Annotated in this window: 24 protein-coding genes; 6 read left to right on the plus strand and 18 right to left on the minus strand. The window is 68.8% G+C overall.

From position 1 onward, the window contains the following. The first annotated feature begins 131 nt into the window (after positions 1 to 131). The 3 genes from AB0O19_RS35830 to AB0O19_RS35840 all read left to right on the plus strand — a co-directional run bounded on the left by AB0O19_RS35830 (position 132) and on the right by AB0O19_RS35840 (position 2,297). A complete protein-coding gene (locus AB0O19_RS35830; protein ID WP_363625665.1) occupies positions 132 to 644 on the plus strand; it encodes a protein phosphatase in 513 nt (170 codons plus the stop codon). A 165-nt stretch (positions 645 to 809) separates the two neighbouring features. After that, positions 810 to 1,340, plus strand: a complete 531-nt coding sequence (locus tag AB0O19_RS35835; protein ID WP_363625667.1) for a hypothetical protein — start codon at positions 810 to 812, stop codon at positions 1,338 to 1,340. A 231-nt stretch (positions 1,341 to 1,571) separates the two neighbouring features. After that, positions 1,572 to 2,297 (plus strand): dienelactone hydrolase family protein, encoded by a 726-nt coding sequence (locus tag AB0O19_RS35840; RefSeq protein ID WP_363625669.1) that lies wholly within the window; start codon positions 1,572 to 1,574, stop codon positions 2,295 to 2,297. Positions 2,298 to 2,366: 69 nt separating this feature from the next. Here AB0O19_RS35840 and AB0O19_RS35845 read toward each other — a convergent pair whose 3' ends face one another. Next, the gene (locus AB0O19_RS35845; RefSeq protein WP_363625671.1) at positions 2,367 to 2,591 is read right to left on the minus strand and encodes a hypothetical protein; all 225 of its coding nucleotides are present in this window, start codon (positions 2,589 to 2,591) and stop codon (positions 2,367 to 2,369) included. Between the two features lie 225 nt (positions 2,592 to 2,816). After that, positions 2,817 to 3,428 carry a cysteine hydrolase gene (locus AB0O19_RS35850; protein ID WP_363625673.1) on the minus strand — a complete coding sequence of 204 codons (612 nt, stop codon included), beginning with the start codon at positions 3,426 to 3,428 and terminating at the stop codon, positions 2,817 to 2,819. 186 nt (positions 3,429 to 3,614) lie between these two features. On the opposite strand from AB0O19_RS35850, the gene AB0O19_RS35855 reads away from it, so the two are divergent. Further along, a complete protein-coding gene (locus AB0O19_RS35855) occupies positions 3,615 to 4,550 on the plus strand; it encodes a LysR family transcriptional regulator (protein ID WP_363625675.1) in 936 nt (311 codons plus the stop codon). Positions 4,551 to 4,864: 314 nt separating this feature from the next. Here the strand turns inward: AB0O19_RS35855 and AB0O19_RS35860 are convergent, their stop codons facing one another. After that, positions 4,865 to 5,293, minus strand: coding sequence for a hypothetical protein (locus AB0O19_RS35860; RefSeq protein WP_363625677.1), 429 nt, complete (start codon positions 5,291 to 5,293; stop codon positions 4,865 to 4,867). Positions 5,294 to 5,835: 542 nt separating this feature from the next. On the opposite strand from AB0O19_RS35860, the gene AB0O19_RS35865 reads away from it, so the two are divergent. Further along, positions 5,836 to 6,192 (plus strand): VOC family protein, encoded by a 357-nt coding sequence (locus AB0O19_RS35865; protein ID WP_363625679.1) that lies wholly within the window; start codon positions 5,836 to 5,838, stop codon positions 6,190 to 6,192. A gap of 67 nt (positions 6,193 to 6,259) precedes the next feature. Here the strand turns inward: AB0O19_RS35865 and AB0O19_RS35870 are convergent, their stop codons facing one another. Next, positions 6,260 to 6,676: a DUF732 domain-containing protein gene (locus tag AB0O19_RS35870; protein ID WP_363625681.1), complete on the minus strand. Its 417-nt coding sequence runs from the start codon at positions 6,674 to 6,676 to the stop codon at positions 6,260 to 6,262. 410 nt (positions 6,677 to 7,086) lie between these two features. After that, positions 7,087 to 7,533 carry a hypothetical protein gene (locus tag AB0O19_RS35875; protein ID WP_363625683.1) on the minus strand — a complete coding sequence of 149 codons (447 nt, stop codon included), beginning with the start codon at positions 7,531 to 7,533 and terminating at the stop codon, positions 7,087 to 7,089. A gap of 147 nt (positions 7,534 to 7,680) precedes the next feature. Here AB0O19_RS35875 and AB0O19_RS35880 point away from each other — a divergent pair, with 147 nt between their 5' ends. Beyond that, positions 7,681 to 7,947, plus strand: coding sequence for a winged helix-turn-helix domain-containing protein (locus AB0O19_RS35880; RefSeq protein ID WP_363625685.1), 267 nt, complete (start codon positions 7,681 to 7,683; stop codon positions 7,945 to 7,947). Positions 7,948 to 8,043: 96 nt separating this feature from the next. Here AB0O19_RS35880 and AB0O19_RS35885 read toward each other — a convergent pair whose 3' ends face one another. From AB0O19_RS35885 to AB0O19_RS35945, 13 genes are all read right to left on the minus strand, one after another. Continuing rightward, on the minus strand, positions 8,044 to 8,505 hold the full coding sequence (locus tag AB0O19_RS35885) for a low molecular weight phosphotyrosine protein phosphatase (protein WP_363625687.1): 462 nt from the start codon (positions 8,503 to 8,505) through the stop codon (positions 8,044 to 8,046). Further along, entirely contained in the window at positions 8,489 to 9,961 is a 1,473-nt protein-coding gene (locus AB0O19_RS35890) for an ASCH domain-containing protein (RefSeq protein ID WP_363625689.1), read from the minus strand. The genes AB0O19_RS35885 and AB0O19_RS35890 overlap by 17 nt, the downstream gene beginning before the upstream one ends. A 1,151-nt stretch (positions 9,962 to 11,112) precedes the next feature. Further along, a complete protein-coding gene (locus AB0O19_RS35895; protein WP_363625691.1) occupies positions 11,113 to 11,598 on the minus strand; it encodes a hypothetical protein in 486 nt (161 codons plus the stop codon). Next, positions 11,591 to 11,713 carry a hypothetical protein gene (locus tag AB0O19_RS35900; RefSeq protein WP_363625693.1) on the minus strand — a complete coding sequence of 41 codons (123 nt, stop codon included), beginning with the start codon at positions 11,711 to 11,713 and terminating at the stop codon, positions 11,591 to 11,593. Before AB0O19_RS35900 ends, AB0O19_RS35895 begins: the two co-directional genes overlap by 8 nt. A gap of 182 nt (positions 11,714 to 11,895) precedes the next feature. After that, entirely contained in the window at positions 11,896 to 13,131 is a 1,236-nt protein-coding gene (locus tag AB0O19_RS35905; RefSeq protein WP_363625695.1) for a helix-turn-helix transcriptional regulator, read from the minus strand. Positions 13,132 to 13,296: 165 nt separating this feature from the next. Further along, complete coding sequence (locus AB0O19_RS35910) at positions 13,297 to 13,569, minus strand: hypothetical protein (RefSeq protein WP_363625697.1); 273 nt, start codon at positions 13,567 to 13,569, stop codon at positions 13,297 to 13,299. Further along, positions 13,566 to 13,937: a hypothetical protein gene (locus AB0O19_RS35915; protein ID WP_363625699.1), complete on the minus strand. Its 372-nt coding sequence runs from the start codon at positions 13,935 to 13,937 to the stop codon at positions 13,566 to 13,568. The genes AB0O19_RS35910 and AB0O19_RS35915 overlap by 4 nt, the downstream gene beginning before the upstream one ends. 411 nt (positions 13,938 to 14,348) lie before the next feature. Next, complete coding sequence (locus tag AB0O19_RS35920) at positions 14,349 to 15,164, minus strand: sigma-70 family RNA polymerase sigma factor (RefSeq protein ID WP_363625701.1); 816 nt, start codon at positions 15,162 to 15,164, stop codon at positions 14,349 to 14,351. A 427-nt stretch (positions 15,165 to 15,591) separates the two neighbouring features. Then, the gene (locus tag AB0O19_RS35925) at positions 15,592 to 17,451 is read right to left on the minus strand and encodes a DNA polymerase (RefSeq protein ID WP_363625703.1); all 1,860 of its coding nucleotides are present in this window, start codon (positions 17,449 to 17,451) and stop codon (positions 15,592 to 15,594) included. Positions 17,452 to 17,518: 67 nt separating this feature from the next. Beyond that, positions 17,519 to 19,954, minus strand: coding sequence for a phage/plasmid primase, P4 family (locus AB0O19_RS35930; protein WP_363625705.1), 2,436 nt, complete (start codon positions 19,952 to 19,954; stop codon positions 17,519 to 17,521). Then, on the minus strand, positions 19,941 to 20,453 hold the full coding sequence (locus tag AB0O19_RS35935; protein ID WP_363625707.1) for a hypothetical protein: 513 nt from the start codon (positions 20,451 to 20,453) through the stop codon (positions 19,941 to 19,943). Before AB0O19_RS35935 ends, AB0O19_RS35930 begins: the two co-directional genes overlap by 14 nt. Continuing rightward, entirely contained in the window at positions 20,446 to 20,571 is a 126-nt protein-coding gene (locus AB0O19_RS35940; RefSeq protein ID WP_363625709.1) for a hypothetical protein, read from the minus strand. Before AB0O19_RS35940 ends, AB0O19_RS35935 begins: the two co-directional genes overlap by 8 nt. Positions 20,572 to 20,767: 196 nt before the next feature. Beyond that, the gene (locus AB0O19_RS35945) at positions 20,768 to 21,049 is read right to left on the minus strand and encodes a hypothetical protein (RefSeq protein ID WP_363625710.1); all 282 of its coding nucleotides are present in this window, start codon (positions 21,047 to 21,049) and stop codon (positions 20,768 to 20,770) included. Positions 21,050 to 21,527: the final 478 nt, after the last annotated feature.

Consider the following 21,527-nt stretch of genomic DNA (forward strand, 5'->3'; position numbering starts at 1 on the left):
ACCTCACGACACCTTCGCCACCTCGCCACCTCGGCACCGCCTGCGTCTACGGGGCCGCCGTCAGCGCATCGGAATGGGCAGGGAACGCATCCGTCCGACCGTGTCGTTGGTCCACCCGGAGAGGAGCGCCCATGAAGACGCGCCAGAAGGACCGCGATGCCCCCGAACCGCAGGCGCCGTGGAACGAGGTCAGGCCGCAGCTATGGCTGGGCGGACACTTCTGGGCCGGCCCTGAAGGCGAGGCGCAGACCGCCGTTGTCGGTCGCGAATTCGACCTGGTCATCAGTCTGTTCACCCGAGCAGGCCACGGGCCGAGCCCTGGAGTCGACCATCTGATCAGTGAAATCCCCGACAGCCCACTGACTGCCGAGCAGCTCCACTCGGTCCGACAGCTGGCCGTCACTGCCGCTGCGGCCGTACGGAACGACCGGACCGTTCTCGTGCGTTGCCACTCCGGCTACAACCGCTCAGGCCTCGTCGTCGCTCAGACCCTGATCGAGCTGGGCCACGACGCCGTCACCGCCATCGCCCTCATCCGGCAGAAGCGATCGCCCTGGGCCCTGAACAACCGGACCTTCGAGCAGTACCTCAACACAGGACTGGACGTCGCCTACCTCCTGGCCGGACTCGAAGCCCGCACCTGACCAGCGCCGAAGGGTCGGATCTGCGCCGGAATTTCGCGCGGCCCGTTCCCTTCCGGGCCGGGCGTCGTTGAGCAGGTGATTGGTGTGATCCGGCCCGGACGGTCCGCGCATTGCCAGGTGACCCGCCCAGGGCTCGACCCATTGGCATGACGAGGGAGACTGACGATGAAGCTGAGTGTTCGACGCGGACTGCTGGCGGCGGCAGCCACGGTCGGCCTGATCCTGGCGGCGGCCGCGCCGCAGGCCACGGCGGCCGGCCCGCAGCACCCCGCCTCCACGACCCGTACCGAGCAGGCGGGCGGGCAGCGGGTGGCGCCGGGGGACCCGGTCCGCGACGGGAGCCCGGACTCCGCGGTCGACCGGGTCGCCGACTTCTACGGCGCCTACATCGACGCCGTCTCCGACGGCACGGACAACCTGTCGGACGGCCTGCGCGCCCACTACCTCACGGCGGACTTCCAGCAGCGACTGGCCGCCTGGGAGCAGGCCAACCACGCCGACGGCGTCCTCCGCGCCCAGGACGTGCCCACCCACTGGGAGGTGCGGTACCACGACTCCGGAGCCGGCCACCTGTTCACCACCGTCACGCTCACCTGGGGCACCGGCCCCAACGCCACGCACACCAAGCTGGCCGTGCAGAGCGACCTGAGCACCAAGCTCATCTCGGACATCGAGGACGCCCCGGCCGGATACTGACACGAGTCTGGAGCGGATGACGGAGCGGGCGGTGCAAGCGCGGGCGGCCGACGACGTCGCGGGAGACGAACCCGCCGATCCGCCTCCCGCCGACCGCCGTCCGTGGTGGGACCGGCCCCCGAGCCGGTCCCACCACGGCCATCGCCGCATCGTCCGAGGCACACCCGCGCCGTTCTGCCGCCGGCGAAAAACCGGCCCGCCCGGGCTCGACGCTCACTACAGTCCGGTCCCATGACGACGGTTACCACGCACACGGTCGAGTACCCGGCCGACGGCCTCACGATGATCGGGCACCTCGCGCTCCCGGCCGGTACCGGCCGCCGACCCGCGGTCCTGGTCGGGCCCGAGGGGCCCGGGCTCAACGACTTCCAGCGCCGCCGGGCCGACGCCCTCGCCGAACTCGGCTACGTGGCAATGGCCTTCGATATCAACGGCGGGCGCTGGTTCACCGACCCGCAGGAGATGCTGGCGCACGTCACTCCCCTGCTCGCCGACCCCGACCGGATGCGGGGCATCGGCCACGCGGCGCTCGACGTGCTGCGCGCCGAACCGCGGACCGACCCCGACCGGATCGCCGCCATCGGCTACGGCACCGGCGGCGCGATCGCACTGGAACTCGGGCGCGACGGCGTCGACCTGCGGGCGATCGGGACGGTCAACGCCCTGACCACGGGCCGACCCGGCGAGGCGGCGCGCATCCGCTGCCCGGTGTGGGCCGGGGTCGGATCGGAAGACCCGATCATGCCGCCCGCACAACGGGACGCGTTCGCCGCCGAGATGCAGGCCGCGGGCGTCGACTGGCGCCTCGTGGTCTACGGCGGCGCCGTGCACGCCTTCCACCACCCGACGGTCGGCCACACCGTGCTCCCCGGCGTCGGCCACCACCCCCGGCACGCTCAGCGCGCCTGGCGCGACATCGTCGGCCTGCTCACCGAGTGCCTGCCCGTAACGGAGTGACCCGGTCGTAACGGAGTGACCTGGCCGTACCGGGGCGACCCGGTCGGCGGACCCGACCTGCCCGGCGAGTCAAGCGTCGGGTTCTGCGATCTGACGGACCATGTGATCACCCTCGAACCAGCGGCTCAACAGCTGGTGAACCGGGTCCGGACTCCCCGCCCGGTCTCCACGGCCCCAGCCCCAGCCCCAGCCGGCGCCCTGGGCGAGCCGCGTGCCGCCGGTCATCGCCGCCAAACGGATCAGCGCCGTCTCGGCAGCGCTCGCGTCCTCCTTCCCGAGGGCCCACATGAACACCTGCGGATCCGCGGCGGCCGCCGGGACCGGGGAGAACCCGCAGCCGGCCGAGTACCACGACCCTCGGGCACGGGGGGCGCGGTGGAAGTGTGCTCGCCGGGCGCGCGCGGTGTCCGGCTGACACCGTTCCCGTCTCCGGCTCGACCACTCAGCGGCTCAGCGGCTCGGCGGTTCGGCGGCTCAGCGGCTCGGCGGTTCGGCGGTTCGGCGGTTCGGCGGCTCGAGTCAGTCGGCCCGGAGCAGGGTGCGCAGCTCGGCGGTGTCGATGATGTGGGCCCGCGAGGGGAGGACCTTCTGGAGCAGGACGTCGTGGACTTCGGTGTCCGGGTCGGCGACGCCGTCGGACAGGACGTAGAGCCGGTAGTCGCGGTCGGCCGCGTCGAGGACGGTGGACAGGACGACGCCGCTGGTACTGATGCCGGAGACGACCAGCGTGGTGATGCCGCGCTCGCGCAGCTGCCGGTCGAGGTCGGTGGTGGACATGCCGCCGTAGCGGGTCTTGCGCACGACGAGGTCGCCGTCCCGGGGGGCCAGGCGCTCGTGGACGGCCGTGGCAGGGTCCTCGTGGTGCATGACGCGGTGTCGGGCCAGCGGGTCGAAGGACTTGTTGGTGGCCGGGATCGCGTCCCAGTCGGCCTCGGTGAAGCCGACGCGCACGTAGGCGACGGTGGCGCCGCTGGTGCGGACGTCGGCGATCGCCGCTTCCACACGGTCGAGCAGGGCTTCCCGGCCCCCGCCCTCGGGCAGAACGGCCAGGATCGCGGGCTGGCAGTCCAGGACGAGCAGAGCGGTGTGCTCGGGGTCAAGCGCGGGGGCAGACGCAGGGGCAGTACTCACGCGAGTTCTCTCCTTACCTTGGCGGCACCCGGTCGGCGCGGGGAGACGATTCGGCGGACCGACGGCCATCCCCCTCCGCACAACCGATCAGCGATCGGAAGCATCAAAGCGCGCCTCATCCTCGGGGATCAAACAACCACAGGACCGCCAAGACACAACCACCAGTTGTACCTATAGAGTGTCGTCATGGACCTCGACACCGTTCGGACCTTCGTCGCCGCCGCCGACGCCGGGCAGTTCCAGGAGGCCGCCGCCGAGCTGGCCGTCACCCAGCAGGCCGTCTCCAAGCGCATCGCCGCGCTGGAGCGCAACCTCGGCGTGCGGTTGTTCACCCGCACCGCACGCGGGGCCGAGCTCACCATCGACGGGCAGGCCTTCCTGCCCCACGCGCGCGAGCTGCTGCGCGCCGCCGAGCGCGCGGTCGAGTCCGTGCGCCCCGGCCGCCGTCCGCTGCGCGTCGACGTGATCAACCTTCGCGGCTCGGCGTCGGGCCTGATGCGCGGCTTCCACCGCGCGCACCCCGAGATCGATCTCGACGTGATGATGCTGTTCGAGATCGAGACGGCCGTCAACGCCATCCGTTCCGGTGCGATCGACGCTTCCTTCCGCGCCGTCGTCGCGCCCGGCCGGCCCCTTCCCGAGGACATCGAGTCCGTCCGGGTGATCGACGAACCGCTCCAGCTCCTCACCGGTCCCGCCCATGCGCTGGCTGGCGCCCGGTCGGTGACCGTCGCCCAGCTCGCCGGGCACCGGATCTGGATGCCCGGCATCGTCCCCGGTACCGAGTGGGGCGCCTACTACGACGACCTCGTCGCCGAGTTCGGCCTCACCATCGAGGCGACCGGCCCCAACTTCGGCTCCGACGCGCTCCTCGACACCATCGCCGACACTCCGGCCCTGGCCACCTTCATGGGCGAGCACACCCGCCTCGTCTGGCCCACCGACCACGGCCTGCGCCGCATCCCGGTGACCGACCCGACGCCCGTCTACCCGCACTCACTCCTCTGGCACCGCGACAACCCCCACCCGGCACTGGCCACCCTCCGCGCCCACCTCGCCGCCACCACGACCGGCCACGACGCCCCCGGCACCTGGACACCGGACTGGGTCCTTCCACGCTGAACGCCACCGCGCGCCCGCAATCAGCTTGGTCCTCGGCCTCTGGCCTGGGATTGGCCTGGTCCCACGCGCGGACCTCGGCCCTGCCGTGGCCGGACGTGTCGTTCACCGTGGTCACAGCGCTCGACCACCTGCTCAGCTGGACGCAGGCAGGGCCCGACGGAAGGGACAAGCGGTCAAACTCCAGCAGACCCGGACGACGGCCACAACCACGAACCCGGCACCGAAGTTGGTTCCCACGTGCGGCGTCGGGCGGTGCGGTGGCCGCTCGGAAGCGGGCACCGCACCGCCCGACGGCGGGGGCCGTAGGCCGTGGGTCAGCGCACGGTGACGGTGAACACGGGGGAGGCGACGTCTCCGCTGACGATGCGCAGCTCGTTCAGGCCCTTGATGCCGAGCTTCACGCCGAGCGAGTAGGAGCCGTTGTGGTCGGTGCGGACGGAGGCCGGCAGGGTGACCCACTTACCGTGCTGCTTCTGCTGCAGGGTCACCTCGGTGCCCGCCTTGAGCCCGGTGGTGGTGCCGGTGACCCGGAACAGCTGCCAGGCCTGGACGGTCGTGACGGACGGCTTGGCGGTGATGCCGGCGTGCGCGGCGGCCTGCTGCGCCGCGGCCTGCTGCGTGGTGGACGTGGGGTAGGCGGCCGGGGCGGCCGCCATGGCGGCGGTGCCCGCCAGCCCGAGGGAGAGCACGGCGACGGTGGTCACGGCGGCCAGGCGCAGGGAGTTCCGCTTGGAGACGATCACGGGTGCACCCCTTTCAAGGGGAGGTGATTGCTCGGCCCGAAGAGCACGGTCGGCGCGATTCGGGCTCTGTCATCTGTAGGGACGCCGCGCTCCACGCTTCGGTTGTGAGCGGATCGTCACCGCCTTGTAACGGTCGGCGATGTTTCGGAGTTCCCAACACCCAAGCAGACGAGCGGAATTGGCGCTTCCTGTTCTACGGACACGGCAGTCGGACCCGATAGTCCGCCGCGACGGCCCGCGAGGGCACGGCGCCTCCGGACCCGGTACGTTCGGGAGGCGCGGAAGACCGTCAAGCACCCGGACCGGTCGAACGTACGGGTCCGGGAGCGAGTCGGCCGAGAACGGCGCGACATGACGGAGACAGCCAACGACGAGTGCTGCGCGATCTTCGTCCGGGTACCGGGCAGTCGCCGCCTGCGACTCCGAGGGTCAACGCGTCCGCAGGCCCCCGCTCCCCGCCGCGCCGGAAAGTGCCGGCGCTGTCTGCTGTCCGGCCGCAATTCGGTAGCGGACCGAGTGGTGCTTCGGGCAGGCTCGCGTGCATGGTCTCGGTGTTGCAGAACGTGGCGATCGACTGTGCGGATGCCTACGGGCTGGCTCGGTTCTGGAGTGAGGTGCTCGGTCGTCCGCTGCACCCGGAGGACGGCCCGGGTGATCCGGAGACTGCGGTGATGCTGCCGGAGGGCCAGCTGCTGTACTTCCACCAGGTGCCGGAACCGAAGACGATCAAGAACAGGGTCCACCTGTGCCTGCGTCCGGAGACCACCCGCGAGGCGGAGGTCGAGCGGCTGCTGAACCTCGGGGCCACCCTCGTCGACGACCGCCGGGAACCCGATGGTGCCGGCTGGGCCGTCCTCGCGGACCCCAACACACGTGACTACCAGTTCTGTGCAGCATAGCCGCAGGTCAGGTAACAAAGAAGCCCCGCCCGGCACTTGGCCGAACGGGGCGCTTTGCTGTCTGGCGTCAGCCGCAGAACGACCCCTTCACCGCGTCCACGATCTTCGCGGCCTGGTCGTCCGTGACGGCCACCGAGCCGCCCGTGAACCGAGCCGCAGCGTTCTTCTGGACCGTGGCAGCGTCCTTGCCGCTCCGCAGGTCTAGGCAGGTGTCTCGGGCCCGCGATACGGCCTTGTCCTCCTTGGCCACCAACGCCGGGTCCACGGCCCGCAGAGAGGCCACCAGGGCGGCCGTCTGTGCCTGGTCGGGCGAGGGGGCGCCGGAAGGCTGCTTCGGGGTTTCAGCGGGCGCCTGCGGGGCCGGAGCGCTGGCGGACGGCTTGGCCTCGGCGGTCGCCTTGTCGGGCTTGTCCTCGAACAGCGAGAGCACCGCACCGAACGCGAGCACGGCACCGCCTATGACCAGCCACTTTTTCCTACTCATTGCCACCCCTTGATCATTATTTGGTGATCAGCAATGGCTATCACACGGGCTCTGACATGCGGAAGCCCCGCCCGGGGCAGTCCCGGACGGGGCGAGGGGGTCCTACTGGCCGAGCAGCACGCGCAACGCGGGAGCATCCTCGGCGCATCCCCAGACGGGCCACGGGGCGCCACTCTGCCTCTCAATGGCGCCGACCAGTACCGGGGTCGCGGTGAGCTGGTGGCAGCGGCAGCAGCGCCGCATAGCGGGCGTCTCGACTCGGGGCCAGCGCAGGCACCAGGCGTTTTCGTGGTCTTCCTGGTGCTCGGGGTCAAGGACGCACGGAAGGCGGTTGATCCCGATGGCGGGACCGTACTCCCATCCGGGGCGCCGTGCGCCGCACGTGGGCTTGTCGTCGGTGGCCATGGTCATCACGCCACCGCCCCGGCCATCGCGGGCGCGGCGTCGGTCAGCTCGGCCCAGCAATCGGCCGGGCTCGGGAGGCTGTAGGCCGTGGCGAACAGCTCGACCCTGCGGCGCTTCTCGTCCTCGGGGGTCTGTCGGCTCCGCTCGATTGCGGTCCTGGTCTTGAGCCACTGCGGCCAAGCGGCCTCGGCGTGCGCCTTGAGTTCCGCCTGCTGCACTTCCTCGGGGAGCCGTTCCCACCGAAGCACCACGGGGCTTATCCGGAAGCCGAGTGCCACGGGCGGCATGGTCTTCACCAGGTGGTGCGGGTGGATCGGCTTCTCCCATCCGCAGATGTGCAGCGGCGGGACCTCGGGGGCGGCCTCGGGGGCCATGGTGGGGCGGTGCTGGCTGCGAGCCGGCAGGCAGAGAACCAGGGCCCGAAGCAGGACCCAAACGATAAGATGACGCATTGCTGGCAGCTCCTCGAAAGCTGTTCGGCACGGGCCCCCGGTTGCAGCCGGGGGCTTTTTCGTGTCTGACGGTACGGCAACCGGTATAGGCCGGTCTACCTTGGTGCAGGCCGGTATAGGCCGGGCAGATTGTCTACGCTGCTCCGCATGGCAGCGCGCGAAATCGACCCCCGGGGAGCCACACCCCCGTTCCGGCAGGTAGCCGCCGTGTTGGCTCACGAGATCAAGTCTGGGAAGTTGGCTCCGGGGAGTCCGGTCCCGTCGGAAAGAGATCTTTCCGAGCGGTTCGGCGTCGCCCGGAACACGGCCCGTTCGGCGCTCGGGGTTCTCCGTGATGACGGCCTGGTGGAGACCGTTCCGAACCGGGGTACGTACGTGGTCGAGCCGAGCGAAGCCCCCGCCGAAAGCGAGTAGGCCCCGCGCACTGGTGACCAGCGAGCGGGGCCTAGCGGGAGCACGGGTCCGGCATGGATCGTCTGTGAGTATCGACGCCCGCGCCCCCACCGGAGACTACCCCGCAGGGGTCGCCGGCTGCTCTGCGGCCACGGTGGCGACGTAGGCCCGCGCAGCCTCTTCAATCTGGCTGGCGGTCGTAACGAACACGTCCAGCCGTTCGCCGTACGGGTCGGCGATTCCGCCACCGAGCACGAACACCGAGTGTCCGGGGGCACGCTCGGCGAGATCGTGCGCGGTCTCATCGTCTACGGCGACCAGGTCGGTAGCCCAGTCGATCAGCTCGGGCGTCAGGTCGGCGCCGGTGTGCTCCGTCAGGTCGTAGCCGAGGCCCGCCGCCGCCGAGACCATGAAAGCGTGGGCAGGGTCGCCCACGTGCCAGCCTCGGAGTCCGGCGGACTTGGCCACGATCGCCCCGTCAGACAAGGCACCGATCAGCAGTGCGGCCAGCGGGGAACGGCAGTAGTTCCCTTTGCAGACCACCAGGACCCGCCGAGGCTGCTCACTTGTTGTTCTCATTGACCAACTCCAGCTCGAACGTGAGCACGCCCAACGCTTCCTTCGCGGGCGGGAAGATGGACTGAATCGCCTTGAGCTGTTCGGCCTCGGTGGCGTTCGGGTTGACCGCCTTCACGGACTCGGTGCCGAACATCTCCTTGAACGTCCTGTACGTACCCACCCGGGTCACGCGGGTGAGGCACGACAGCTCGCGGCACGTGAAGTTGAGCAGGTCGCCGGCCTTGATCCGCTTCATGGAGTCGTACGCCACGCGGACTTCGACGGTCTTCGACCCGTCGGCGATCATGTCGAAGTACTCCCGGTAGATCTGGATGTTGCGGGGGCGGCCATGCGCCTGGGACTGGTTCCTTGCAGGCTGGCGGGTGCTCATGATGAGTCGTTCCATCTCGGTTGTGGTGTAGGACCGGAAGAAGTGCCGGGGGTCGCTGAGCAGCAGCTCACCGAGCCCCGTCAACGTGCTTACGTAGTCCTCGGGGGTGCCAGGCCAGCGCGAGGGATCGAGAAACCACCCGAACGGGTTGCCCTCGGCGGGTCCGGCCTCGGCCGCCTCACGGAGCAGGCTCTTACTGAGCTTGCCGCCGTCAGAGCCGAGAATCTGAGGGGTGAAGATGCGCGCGGGGGCGGTCGTGGTGGGGCCGATGGCGGTCTGTGCCCCGTCCACCAGCGAGCAGCCGAACACCCAGTCACCGCCCTTGACCATCACGCGCAGGGTGTCGTCAGGCCGGTAGGACCGTTCCTTGACGACGTTGCGGTACAAGGTGGCCAGGTCCAGGTACCCGCCGCCAAGCGGAGTGATATCGGACTCGTACCGGCCGTGGTGCATGCACACGGACTCGAACAGGGCTCCCGAGTCGTCGAGTTCGAGCAGTCGGGTTCGCTCGGCGTTCTTCTCGGCCCACCCGCAGACGGGGCAGGGAAGCCGGATGTGCGCCGAGCCGGCCGAGGGGTCGAGCCAGTACCGGATTTCGTCCAGATACTCCAGCGTGCGCACGAACTCGGCTCGGAACTCCGGCGAGTTCTGCTGAGCGGTGTAGGTCGTCAGCCCGTACGGGACGCCCGTGCGCTGCGAGAGCTCGGCGAACAAGGGCCTGTAGTGCTCGCCGACCAACGCGCCAATGGCGTCCGGCCCGAGCTGGTGAAAGTACGTCCGCTGGTACCGGTGCCCGCTCTCGGGGTCGCGGACGGTCTCGGCGGGCGCGTTGTCGAGCGCGTAGAACTCCACGTCCACGTCAATGCCGTAGTCGTCCCGGGCCCGCTCAGCGACCAGGAACGCGAGCGACTGCACCAGGTGCGTGCCGATGTGCGGGTGCCCGTTGATCTGCGTCCCGACCGTGAACCGAATGCGCTCGGGGTCCTCGGCGAAGATGCGCGGGCGGAGCACGTCCAGCGTGCTGTCAACAGCGTTGGCAAGCACCGTGTTCGGGGACCGGAGAATGTCCGGCTCCGTGATGGTCATCGTGTGCTCTCCCTCTGGTCGGTGGTCCGGTGAGGTAGTGCGTTTGCGGTGGTGTCCCACTCCGGGCACGGGGTTGGGTGTGCCCGGAGCGGGAGTTGAGCCCCGTCCCGGCGGGGGTGTTGACCCTTCCCCGCCCGCCGGAACGGGAGTTCGCGGCGCTACGTTCTGCGCCCGAGGGGCAGAGGCTTGCGGAGCGGAGCAGGCTCCCCGGGACGCGTCCAGCCGAGGGGGAACAACTCCAGCTCACCCGGGAACAGCGCAGCCCACTCGGGGGTGAGGATGCCGCCCCATCGGCCGCAGGTCAGGCACCGCCAGACCGGCCCGCCCGGACCGCTCTGTAAGGCACCGGGTTCTGTGGTCGTCTCGACCGTGTGTCCGGCGCCCTCGGGGCACTCGTGCATCTCCGCTCCATACCGTGATCCGTTGTGCCCCGCCCCGGTCGTCCGCGTCCGTCCAAGTCGCGTCACCGGGGCGGGGGTTGTGCTTCCTCCGGCGGCAAGCAGGCACCCGCCGGGGGGGTCTAAGGGGTGGCCCTGGTTCGCGCCGGGGAGCTGAACCAGGACCACCGACGCGCGCTGTCCTGCGCATCCTTCCGCCGGGTGGGACCGGCGGGCGTCCCGAAGTGTCGGGGGAACACTCCGGGAGACTGCGGCGCCGGACGGACACGCGGGCGGGAGCGCGCGCCGTACCAGGCCCGGAACTGGACCGTGCGTCGGAACCGCTCCGAGTACCGGTCGTAGTGCTTCGGGCAAACGGTCAGGATCGACCGGAGCCCTACCGCCGGTACCGGTGCAACGTCCTGCGTCGCCCCGCAGGGGTAGCACCAGCCCGAGGCCCAGCGCGGGCCGTCGGGCGGTATGTGGGCTTCCCCGCTCACCTTCCGACCCGCCCATGCCGCGCCGATCGACACAGCGCCGTACCGTGGCGCCGAGCGATCCGCACGCGCGCTCGGGCCCGTCTTCGGCGCCACCAGGATTCCCAGTCCCCGCCGTAGACGATGCCAAGCATGGCGACCGCCAGGGCGGAGAACCACCACACCCACCGACGCGCGGCCTGCGGGTCGAGCCTGCCGAGGGCGAGCACCAGAGCGGCAGGCCCGAGAGCGACCGCGACCGCCAGGGCGACAGCGCCGAGCCTCCCGCGTCCCGTCCTCATCCGGCCCTCTTGGCGTCCGCAGCCGGCTCCGCGCCGGTCATGCCGTCCCGGACAAGTTCGTTGACCGTGGCCGTCCTGACGTGCTCAGGGTCCGCTAACCACGGCTCGCCGCCGGTCAGCGGAGCAAGCTGCCACCGGTCGCCGTCCCGTCCCTGGTACGCGCCGACAACGCCCGCCGACAGGTCCACCACGGGGTCACCAACGCGCGGTGTCCCTAGCGGCGTCACGGCGCCCGTGCGGCGGTCCTCGGCGGCAAGGGCGTCCACCCCGGCCCGGATCACCTCGGCGAGCCGGAGAGCCGTCTCCGGCATCACGCTGCCCAGGTTCACCAGGACTCGCCCCGTCACAATCGACGGGGGGTCCACCGACAGCGAGGGCAGCGGGCAGCCCGCCTCTTTGGTCGCCCCCCGGAGTTCGGCGCAAGCCTCCTTGGCCTGCGCCTGCAACCCCTCGGCGAGTTGGGAGAGCAGGGAGCTAGTCATTGCGGCCCCCGTCTCCGAGGATCGCCGAGAGCAGCGCGTCCCAGTCGTACGGGGTGCCCGCGTCGATCCGGTCCACGATGGACCGAAGAGTGTCCGCCGGGCGAGCGCCGCCCATCATCCAGTCGTACAAGTCTCGGCGGCGCTGTCGGTCCGCCTCGCTTCGCCTTGCCACCGTGCCCCCGGTCGTTGAGTCGTGGGTGGGACTTAACGACCGTAGAGCCGTGACGAACGGTCAGATAGATACCACTCGCCGTAGTTTGAGGCGCACTGTGAGGGAAGTACCACGGAGCGTGGTAGTTATGCCACCACCCCCAGGAAGGCCGCCATGTCTCGCATGTCCTGTGTAAGGGTTCGCTTGCGCGAACGGAGGATGTCGCCCATGACGTACCGCGCCATTGGCTGGTGCCGGAGCCAGGCCCCCGAGGTCTCCTTGAGCCCGAGCAGTTCGGTCATGGCGTCCTGGTGCGACCCGAGCCGCACGTGAGCCTGTGCCACGTCGAGCCGGTGACGGCCCCAGTTTGGGGCGGTGGGCTTCCCAATTGTCCGCAGGGCCTTGCCACTTAGGACCCCCTCGTCAGCACGCCGGAGCACTCCGCGCGAGTCGCCGATGAGCGCAAGATCCTCGGTCGCTTTCATCTCAGCCGTAACCGGACCGAATCCGCCCCAGTGATTCGGGAAGCTGTCGTGTTCGGAGCCGATAGCGCTTGCGGCCGTGGCCGCCATTCGCCGAGCCTCCCGCGCCACGTCGGGCCGGTTGTTGCGCACCGAGGCTGACGCCACTCGCAACCACAGCTCGCCCCAGACGGCCAACTGTTCGTTAGTAGCGCCCGACATGCGAGGTTCCATCAACTCGGCTGTACTGGCGGCAAGTTGCTCGCTCTCGTCGAATCGGTCTTGCCGGAGCAAGAGCCAGCACATGCCCACGATGCCGGTACCTGCGGTAAGGGTCTGGCCGGTCTCCCGGCTCAGGCGAATGGCGGACGCAAGAGCGTGATACGCCATGTCGTATTGCCGAACCTGCGTCAGGTACTTGCCCGTGAGCAACAGCGCATGGCTGTACGCCACTTGGGCTTCGTGCTGGTCGTCGCCGTCTGCGGCTGCGGCTGTCGCCTCGGCGGTCCGCAACAGATCAGGCAATCGCCGGGCTACCGAGTCGTACCGGTCTGCCCAGTAGAGAGCGTGACTGTCCTCGATGCGCTGCCGAAGCTCGCGCACGTTGCCTGCCCCTGCGGTGCTGACCACGGGCGCGTTGAGCCCTACGGGGGGCATCAGTGCCATCCGCAGGTCTACCAGGTTGCGCCGGGTCGCTTCGTCGCCCACCACAGGCGCGGGAGAGTCCGCAGCGAAAAGCGCGGAGGTAGCGACGCCCAACGCACGGGCAAGCGTGTGGAGTGTGTCGGTACGTACTTCTCCGCCCTGTTCGATCTTGCGGACCGTGCCAATGGACAGGCCCGATTCGTCGGCTAGCTGCTGCTGGCTCCAGCCGGCAGCCCGGCGGTACTTACGAACGTTCTCTGACAGCTCGTTTGACATAGCCTCACCCATCCTCGGCACCACGGTACGCGCGCCGTGTGCCGCTGCTCCGTCCACAGGTGCCCATACCCGCCAAAGGGCCGGAGGGCAACACCGCCAACGGTGCCATGTCCAACGGCGGGCCGGACCAGTTCCCGTCAACTGATCCGACCCGCCTTGCTGGGCTCAGGCAGCCAGGGCAAGCAGCTCGACCACCAGGGCGCGAGTTGTCACCGGCACCGAGGCGAGCACCACCGAGGGCGCGGGCTCACCCGGGGTCCGGTCCACCAGCCACAGCGCCCACGCGGGATCGGCTCGGCGCCCGGGGACGCGGCGGACCGCGATGCCGTACCGCTCGGCCAGGCCGTAGCCGACCAGGTGACCGCCGAGGCGGAACCCGACCGACCAGGCCGTGACTTCGCAGTCGTAGGACAGCAGGAACTCACGCCGGGTGCTCACGCCGCCTCCAGCATGGTCGGGGCCGGCTGGTGGAGCCCGTGGGCGCACCCGGTTACCGGCTCGTCCCACTGCACCCAACGGCCGGTCTCGGCGCTGCGGACCCATTCAACGAAGCCAGCGAGCCCGTCCGTCTCGGTGTCTCGGGCCAGCACGCGGAACGCCTGATACGGGCTGCGGGCGACCAGGCGGGCGACGATCCCGCCTTGAGTCTCCAGCGTGCGGTACAGGTCGTGGCAGCGGTGAATGCGGGTCTCGCCGAACAGCTCGGGCAGCTCGGGGCAGGTGGGCCACACTCCGGGCAGGCTTCCCCCGGACGCGGACACGACGACAGTCGTTCGAACTCGAAACTCGTTGCGGTGCGTAACCATGACCTGACGTTAAACCACAGGACCGACAATCGGCAGCCCTTTTCTTGGTGTGATCTAGACCACTCCTTAAGCTTCCCATTAGGTAGTCTTTACCACCGACAAGGGCCCCTGACCTGCATGTTTCGTAGCGTGTCGCGTTCCGCGGTTTGTCGTGGACACAATTGTCTGTGGACATGAAAAAATCCCCCCTCGCCGAAGCAAGGGGGGGCCTTTTCAGTGACTCACAGTCATCAGATCATGTCGAATAGTGTTCATCCTTCAACTTCCTTGGCTGCGACAGGAGTAGGGCAGCCTGGCCGGCCCGGCGGACCACCGTGGCCACGGTCCGCCCCTCGGCGTCCCGAACGTGGACGTCCACCAGGGCACCGCACCGGGTGATCTCAACTGTCCCTCCGTCGCGGGTCGGCAGGGTCACCACGTCTGCGCTCCGGCCTGGTACAGCTCGCCGAAACGTTTCTGCGCCTTGCATCGGGCCTCGTGCACGGCCTTGCGCGTGATGCCCATCTCGTCGGCCAGCTCGGCGTCACCGCCGTGCGCGGCGTAGTCCCGGACGGGGGCAATACCGTGGTCCGCCTTGAGTACGTGGCGCTGCCGATCGCTCAACAGGCCGAGCGTGCGGTGAACTTGGTCCCGGATGACCGTTCGCCGGGTGGTCTCGAAGTCGGCCGCCTCGACCAGATCGACGGGCACGGCCGCGATGGTGGCCACCACGTCCCCGAGGGTGACGGACGGAACCTCTCCGGTGTCGAGCACCCACGGCCGGTCGAGCGAGTCCATACCGAGCCACGCGAGAAGCGCGGCGTTCGCGCGGTCCGGTTCCATTCGGCGCGGCCCCATTTCAGCCGTGCTGGCGATTCGCACTGCCTCGTACGGGTCGCCGGCTGCGAGGGTCAAGGCAAGGTCGAAGTCCTTTGCCGTCTGCGCCGTGACCCCGGGCCGGGTAATTTCCCGGCGGTGGTCGCGCATGGCGGAAGTCATGGCCCGGGTGATGTAGGTCATGAATTGCTCGGGGGTCGTCCCCTCGAACGTCCGCAGGCTGTCCCACACAACCATGCGTCCGGCCTGCGCGAGGTCTTCCGCCAAGTCCTGGTCAAGGCGGCCCGCTTGTGTGGCAAAGTTCCTCGCTCGGCCGATCACCAGGGCGTCAGTTTCAGTGATCACGGCCGATATTGCGTCCATGTCATTGGCCTTAGCGGCGTAGAGCTGGTCAATGGTGAGGTGCGTCATGGGGCGTGCTCCGTGCTTCGGGGGCTTTGCTCCACGTGGGGAGCGGGGCTTGCCCGGAACGGGGCGTGCGGGGTCGAGAAATCGCCCCGCGGCCGTTAATGAATGCGCCTCAAAAAGGGCATAAAAATGCCCCGTCCCGGATTAGCAGGACGGGGCTTGCGCATTGCCTAATCGCTGCGTGGAACCAGATTCAGCGAATTGGCTATGTGGCGGCAAAGGTGTTATTACGGACTATTTCGGACAGGCGGGGCATACGCTTGAGTTCGTGCCCCAAGTCGAAACATTGAGGTGACCCCGAGTAGCGGATGCGGCTCCGCATCCCCCTTGGGGATGATCTCCAGAACTGCTGTATCCGCTGGTAGTAGGGGGTGCGACCCGAACCGTCATCGACTCGTGATCAGCAGGAGTGCAACTCTGTGACGGGCAATCAGTAATCGGCGCCGTACAGGCTCCCCCAGGACCGCCCGCCTATCTCGGCGTCGGCCGTGATGGGTACGCCGTACAGGCTCCACGTCATGCACTTCTCAAACTCGCGGGCAACGTCCTCGGCGTCCTCGCGCGGGGCCGAAGCCAACAGCTCATCGTGAATAGGGAGGCGGCAATAGTCGAGCAGCCCGGCCGCCTCGACATTCAGCATTGCCTGTCCAAGAACATCGCGGGCAACTGACTGGCAGGCGTAATTGACCACGGCGTAAGTGCGGTCCCGGTCCAAGGGGAGCCGCCGGCCAACGGCCGAGATGTAGACCATTCCGTTTTGGAAAGCCTCTCGCTGCCAGCGGGACGACGCCCTTTTGATCTCGGGGAACACCCGGTCGTACGCAGCAACCGCGTTGGCGATTTCGGATTCCGGGGCCCCGGTCTGCCTGGCGATACCGGTAACTCCGCCGCCGTAGACCTTGCCGAACCCGGCCGCCTTGAACAGTTTGCGGTCGGCTTTGGTGGCGTGCTCGCCCTTGATCAGCTCGGCCGTGAACTGGTGGATATCGAATTTCTCGCCCGAGGCGGCTCCGAGGAATCCGGCTTTCATGGCCTTGACGTTCGCCAGGGCCGCCAAGACGCGCATCTCGATTGCCTGAAAGTCCGTCGAGATCATGACGTGCCCCGGCTCGGCGAGGATTGCGCGGCGGATCACGTGATCCGAACTCGGTAGCTGGTGCAGCCCGTCCGTCACGGACATACGGCCCGTGCGCGCGGCCAGTGCTGACACCGTGGGGTGTATGCGCCCCTCGGTCGAGAGCTTGTGCAGGAAGCGTTCGGCGTAGCTGACACCCCACTTAGCGGCCCGCTTCCCCCGAAGTACCGCATCCGCGAGGGCACTTGGCTCCCGGGCGCCAATCCGCTGCCAGTCCCGGTCAAGGTCCGCGAGCGGGAGCAACACGGCTTTGTCCACCTTGAGCGCCCCGGCCTTTGTGCGCTCCGTCAGGGTCTCGCCGAGGGCTTGCAGTGCCTCGGCCACCTGCGCGGGACTGCCGAGCGAGACGACCCCGTACCGGGCCGCCACGGCCGCGTACCGCTCGGCCTCCTCGGCGAGCCGGCCAGCGAGGGCGCGTGCGTACTCCTGGTCAACCAGCAGCCCGGCCCGCTGCATCACGGCGCACAGCCGGGCTATGTGGTGCTCGTACTCGACCAGGCGGGCCGGGACGCCGAGGCGGTCCAGCTCGGCCCGCAGGACGGGCACCAGACGGGCGGTAAGGATCACGTCCAAACCGGCGTAGAGCAAAAAAGTAGGGTGGGTCAATTCGATATTCGCCCACCCGGTTTCCTTCGTGAACCCGAGGCTGTTGAAAACCTTCGTCAAGCCGTTCTGAGTATCCGGCGCGGACGGGTCAACCCAGCGCGCGGAAAGCGGCTTGAGTGCGGTTCCTATGCCGCCCTCTTGGGGCTGCCTCGGGTCGTGGAGCATCGCCAGAATGCGGCTGTCCGTGGTCCGGGGCGCGAGTTCTTCCAGCGGGATTCCCGCGCACCGGTTGATCACCAGCCAGTCATAGGCCGCATTGTGAATCAGGATCTCGCGGCACCGCCGCAGCGAGTCCCGGGCGTAAGCCTCGTGGTATCCGCCCCGCTCGTACAGGATCACCCAAGCGTCGTGCGCGTCCCCGAATTGGACCGTGCGGAGCCGGAAAGACGGGCCGTGGATATCAAGGCCCGTGGTTTCGGTATCGACCGCCACGGGGCCGCGCCGCCGGGCCCGGTCGAGCCATTCCCGGAATTCCTGTAGATCCTCGGGTGTCTCGGGCACGTGAACCGTGATGGTGTCTCCGGCAATCTGGTGCCGGTACTCAATCATGCTTCCCCCCGGAAACAAAAAAGGGGCCGCCCACCCGGTCAAGGTGGACGGCCCCGTGTGGTGCTGGTCAGGCGCCGAAAATGCCTGGCCCTGTCGGCTCGGGGCCCTGGCCGGCGAGCCGTACGCCCGCCAGCGCGATGCCCCGCTTAGTGGTCTTCCGGACCGCCCCGCGTTCCTCCATAGCGTCGTAGAAAGTGCGCCGAGTCCATTGCTCCCGAGCGGGAAGGTTCTCAGCCTCACACCACGCCAAATACTCGTTGAAAGCCTCGTTCCCGTTCATGAGAACGGAGTCTTCCGCGCGCTCCAGAATGCCCGGAAGAAAACCCGCGAGCGGGTCCGAGGTCTCGCGGTACTCACGCGATGCACCCGCGATGACCTGCGGGTCTTGCAGCCCTCGGCGGTGCCACTCGACCGCACCGCGCACCGCCCACGCGGCGATTCCCTCGGCCTCGGCCAACAGCTTCCGGTCCAGGTCCGGGTCACGCTCGTGCGGCGCGAAGTAGCGGGCGAAAGGCAGCAGCTTGACCCGACGCCAAAGCCCCTCGTCCTGCGACTTGAATTTAGGCTTGTGATTCGTCGCCAGCAGCAGCAGGAAGGACGGCTTGAATTCAAAAAATTCCTGGCGAAGAAAACGTGCCGAGATCATGTCCTTGCCGGTCACTCGCTTGAGGATTGATTCCGACATTGCCTTGCCGGACTCGCCCTCGCTGGCCATTACCAAACGGGCTCCGCGGAGGGCTGCCACATCGTTCGGGATACCGGCGTTCTTGCGTTCCTCGAAAGTTGCGAACGGCGTTGTCTTTGTGATGCTGCGGAACACGGAAGTAAGGGTGTCCACCAGAACACTCTTTCCGTTCGCTCCCTTTCCCCAGAGTACGCCGAACGCCTGCTCTGTCACGTGCCCGGTGATCCCGTAGCCCACCAGCCGCTGAATATAGGCGGGCATCTCCGGCATTCCAGGGAAGATTTCCAAGAGGAAGGATTCCCAGCGAGGGCACTGCGCGTACGGGTCATAGTCGATATCGAGCCCGTACGTCAGCAAGTCCCCGAGGTCGTGCGGGCGGATTTCTCCAGTCCGCAGGTCCACGGTCCCGTTCTTGAAATTCAGCAGGTCGGGCCGGTTGTCGAAATCCGAGGCGTCGATAGAGACGGACGGGACGGAACAAAGCTCGGTCAGCAGCGCGTCAATGCGCGAAGTCATAGTGAAGCCGCGCGCTAGCTGATTCTGACCGGCGAGCACCAGCGCCGCGCCCATGCGGTGGATTTCCTGCCGGACGCGCATATCCGAGCGGACCCATATTCGGCCGTTCCACGTGTAGAACCCGAGGCCCGCCGCGTACCGAATGGTGCCGTTGGTGAACGCCACCAGGGCGTGCGCGTTCATGGCGTCCGACTCCCCGTAGGTGGACACCAGGTCGGACAGGATGCGGGCCGCCTCGGTGCCCTGGTCGCGGGACACGGTGTCGGCCCCGGTGCGGGTGGCCAACTCGGCCGCGCGGGTGGCCTCTTGGGCTTCCGCCGGGGCGAGAGCCGGCCGGGCCACCTTGACCGCGCGGTGCAGCTCGCCCGCGAACGCCTCGGGCGCCGACTCGCGCCAGTCGGTCAAGTCCCAGCCACGGACGGGGATTTGGAGAACGTGGGCTGTCACTCCGTGCTCGGTCAGCCCCTCGGCGAGCCGGGCGGAGAACCCGGCCCCGGCGGTGTCGTGGTCGCCGCAGATCACCACCAGCGAGCCGCGCAGGCCCTCGGCCAACTCGGCTACCATCTCAGGGGAGTTGGCCAGTGAAGCGCCCCGGATAGCCAGTGCGTCATAGCCGACCCCTACGGCCGTCAGGGCGTCCCCCGGGCCCTCAGTCACCAGGACCACGCCCCACCCGCCGGTACCGCGCATCACCCCGTACGGCGCCCACCGCAGGCCCTCGGGGTTGGTCAGCGACAGCCACCGCCCCGGGCACTGGCCGGACAGGTCCCGACCCTGTAGGCCCCGAGGGGCCCCGTCGAACCCGACCAGGGGCACGGTCAGCCTCGGGTGCGCGGAGTAGGCCCGGGAGACGTACGGGAACCCCTCGGCCTGGTCGCCCGGGTCAACGCCGATCCGCAGCTCTGCGGCCGTCTCGGCGTCCACCCCGAACCGGTCAAGCAGGTACGCACGGGCGCGCTCGGCCCACTGGCCGGCGAAGTCCCCGAGGGCGAGCGAGCACCGGTCCACGTAGCCGGAGAGCGCGGCCACCAGGGCGACGGGGACCAGCTGCGGGCGCGCGGCCGGAACGGTGCTGCCGGGGCCGGTCACGTCGAACAGGTCCGGCCAGGACAACCGGGCGGCCCGGATCACGTCCTCGGTGCGGCACCCGGCCCGACAGGTCAACCTGACCTTGTTGTCTGCCCCGCGCCAGATGCGCAGGGACGGCCGCGAGTCGGAGTGTGCGGGGCACAGCGCCGCGTATCCGCCGTCGGCCTGGTCGAGCACCCCGGAGAACCGGGCGAGCAGGTCACGGAACAGCATGGGCCCCCCGAACGTCGCTCACCAGGTCGGCGAAGTCCCCGAGGGACAGCGAGACGTACCACCGGGCGGTTTCGAGCCCCCGGGCCCGGTACTCGACCCCGTACAGCCCGGCCGCGTCGTCCACGGGCACCCCGAGGTAGTTCCGCACGGCCGTCCACGTGCTCACCGAGACGTGCACCCGGCCCGAGGCCACGGGCTTGCCGCGCAGCTTGTGCACGACCACGCCGAACGGGAAATTGGCGTTCTCCGCCTCGGCATTCGCTTGCCGGAGCCAGGTCGGGACGGCCGGATTCCGTACGTCCTTGCATTCCAGAACAAACGGCCAACAGTGCACGTCGCCAACGTCCTTGGCGCCTTCCTGCGCGGCCCTGCGGACGTTCATCCCGTCAGCGGGATTCAGTAGCCGGCCCGCCGAGTCCACCAGCCCGAGAACCCGATTCAGGTAGTTGCGCACCGAGGATTCCCACGCGGTTCCCTGGCGCTTGTTGGGATTAGCCACGGTCAATCCACCCCCACAGCAGGTACGCCAGGGCGGCAATCAGCCCCAGCAGGCAAGCGGCCTCGCCGAGCAGCGAGACCACCAGCCAGAAGCCGAACGGCTCGGACGGAATGCTCACGCGCTGTCCCCCTGCCGAATCCGGGCACCCCGGGAAAAGGCGTGTGCCGCCGCAGCGAGATACCGCACCCAATCCGGGCGGGTCTTGTATCCGGGGACCATGACCACCACGTCACCCGGCCCCGCCGCGCGTACGTCCCCCAGAGGCGGAGCCGACTCCGCCGTGATTCGCAGTTCCATTGATCCCCCGTAGATTGCTAGTCGCGCTCGCCGGTAGCGCCCGGAACGATCAACCGCACGTGTTCGGCGGAAATCCATTCGGCGCGCAGCGTGCGGCGCTTTGCGAAACCGGATTCAACTCCGGTGGGGCGTACCAGCAGCATGGGGCGGAGTCGCCCGTTCTCCAGCCGCGTAGTGACCCGTAGAACGATCGCGTCAGCCATGCGCACGCGGTTCCCCATGCGTGCCGCGTAGGCGATCAGATCGCCCCTGTAAAGCTCCTCGCCGCCGTAGTCGGCGAGAACTCCCCGCTTACCCATCCTCGGCGTCCCCCTCGTATTCGATTTCAAGTAGCTGTGTGAATGCCGCGTATGCCTGCTGCGGCTGCACTGCGTTGCCGATGGCCTTTAGCTGCTGGCCTCGGGTGAGCCCGGGAATGCCCGTCACCCAGCCCGGGACAAATCCCATGAGCCATTCGGCAAACTTGGCCGTGACGCGGATTCCGCCGCGTGGTCCCCGTTCGGTGGGCGCGGGTGCCGGATAGCCGAACCGCTTTTCCCACTGGTGGATTACGGGGTGGTAGTCGCCCCACCATGCGGCAGGTGAATGACCAGAGTCCGCAGATTCATTCCGCCCTGTCGGGCCGGTCCCGTCCCCGGTCCGCCCAGCCCGTCTGAGGCTGTCGGAGTAGGGCAGTAGAAAGCACACTTCATCGGCAAGCGTGGCTCCGTGAGGTTGGCTTCGGGAAGCGGCAGACTGGGGGGGGGGGGGGGGGCCGCCCGGCCGTGTTGGGTGTGC

Origin of the sequence: Kitasatospora sp. NPDC091276, assembly GCF_040684355.1 — a bacterium.
Taxonomy (GTDB): Bacteria; Actinomycetota; Actinomycetes; order Streptomycetales; family Streptomycetaceae; genus Kitasatospora.

What these genes read in the sequence shown, in the direction of transcription:
- AB0O19_RS35830 (WP_363625665.1), top strand. Translation starts at nt 132, where the DNA reads ATGAAGACGCGCCAGAAGGACCGCGATGCCCCCGAACCGCAGGCGCCG.
- AB0O19_RS35835 (WP_363625667.1), top strand. Translation starts at nt 810, where the DNA reads ATGAAGCTGAGTGTTCGACGCGGACTGCTGGCGGCGGCAGCCACGGTC.
- AB0O19_RS35840 (WP_363625669.1), top strand. Translation starts at nt 1,572, where the DNA reads ATGACGACGGTTACCACGCACACGGTCGAGTACCCGGCCGACGGCCTC.
- AB0O19_RS35855 (WP_363625675.1), top strand. Translation starts at nt 3,615, where the DNA reads ATGGACCTCGACACCGTTCGGACCTTCGTCGCCGCCGCCGACGCCGGG.
- AB0O19_RS35865 (WP_363625679.1), top strand. Translation starts at nt 5,836, where the DNA reads ATGGTCTCGGTGTTGCAGAACGTGGCGATCGACTGTGCGGATGCCTAC.
- AB0O19_RS35870 (WP_363625681.1), bottom strand. Translation starts at nt 6,676, where the DNA reads ATGAGTAGGAAAAAGTGGCTGGTCATAGGCGGTGCCGTGCTCGCGTTC.
- AB0O19_RS35875 (WP_363625683.1), bottom strand. Translation starts at nt 7,533, where the DNA reads ATGCGTCATCTTATCGTTTGGGTCCTGCTTCGGGCCCTGGTTCTCTGC.
- AB0O19_RS35880 (WP_363625685.1), top strand. Translation starts at nt 7,681, where the DNA reads ATGGCAGCGCGCGAAATCGACCCCCGGGGAGCCACACCCCCGTTCCGG.
- AB0O19_RS35885 (WP_363625687.1), bottom strand. Translation starts at nt 8,505, where the DNA reads ATGAGAACAACAAGTGAGCAGCCTCGGCGGGTCCTGGTGGTCTGCAAA.
- AB0O19_RS35890 (WP_363625689.1), bottom strand. Translation starts at nt 9,961, where the DNA reads ATGACCATCACGGAGCCGGACATTCTCCGGTCCCCGAACACGGTGCTT.
- AB0O19_RS35895 (WP_363625691.1), bottom strand. Translation starts at nt 11,598, where the DNA reads ATGACTAGCTCCCTGCTCTCCCAACTCGCCGAGGGGTTGCAGGCGCAG.
- AB0O19_RS35900 (WP_363625693.1), bottom strand. Translation starts at nt 11,713, where the DNA reads ATGGGCGGCGCTCGCCCGGCGGACACTCTTCGGTCCATCGTGGACCGG.
- AB0O19_RS35905 (WP_363625695.1), bottom strand. Translation starts at nt 13,131, where the DNA reads ATGTCAAACGAGCTGTCAGAGAACGTTCGTAAGTACCGCCGGGCTGCC.
- AB0O19_RS35915 (WP_363625699.1), bottom strand. Translation starts at nt 13,937, where the DNA reads ATGGTTACGCACCGCAACGAGTTTCGAGTTCGAACGACTGTCGTCGTG.
- AB0O19_RS35920 (WP_363625701.1), bottom strand. Translation starts at nt 15,164, where the DNA reads ATGACGCACCTCACCATTGACCAGCTCTACGCCGCTAAGGCCAATGAC.
- AB0O19_RS35925 (WP_363625703.1), bottom strand. Translation starts at nt 17,451, where the DNA reads ATGATTGAGTACCGGCACCAGATTGCCGGAGACACCATCACGGTTCAC.
- AB0O19_RS35930 (WP_363625705.1), bottom strand. Translation starts at nt 19,954, where the DNA reads ATGCTGTTCCGTGACCTGCTCGCCCGGTTCTCCGGGGTGCTCGACCAG.
- AB0O19_RS35945 (WP_363625710.1), bottom strand. Translation starts at nt 21,049, where the DNA reads ATGGGTAAGCGGGGAGTTCTCGCCGACTACGGCGGCGAGGAGCTTTAC.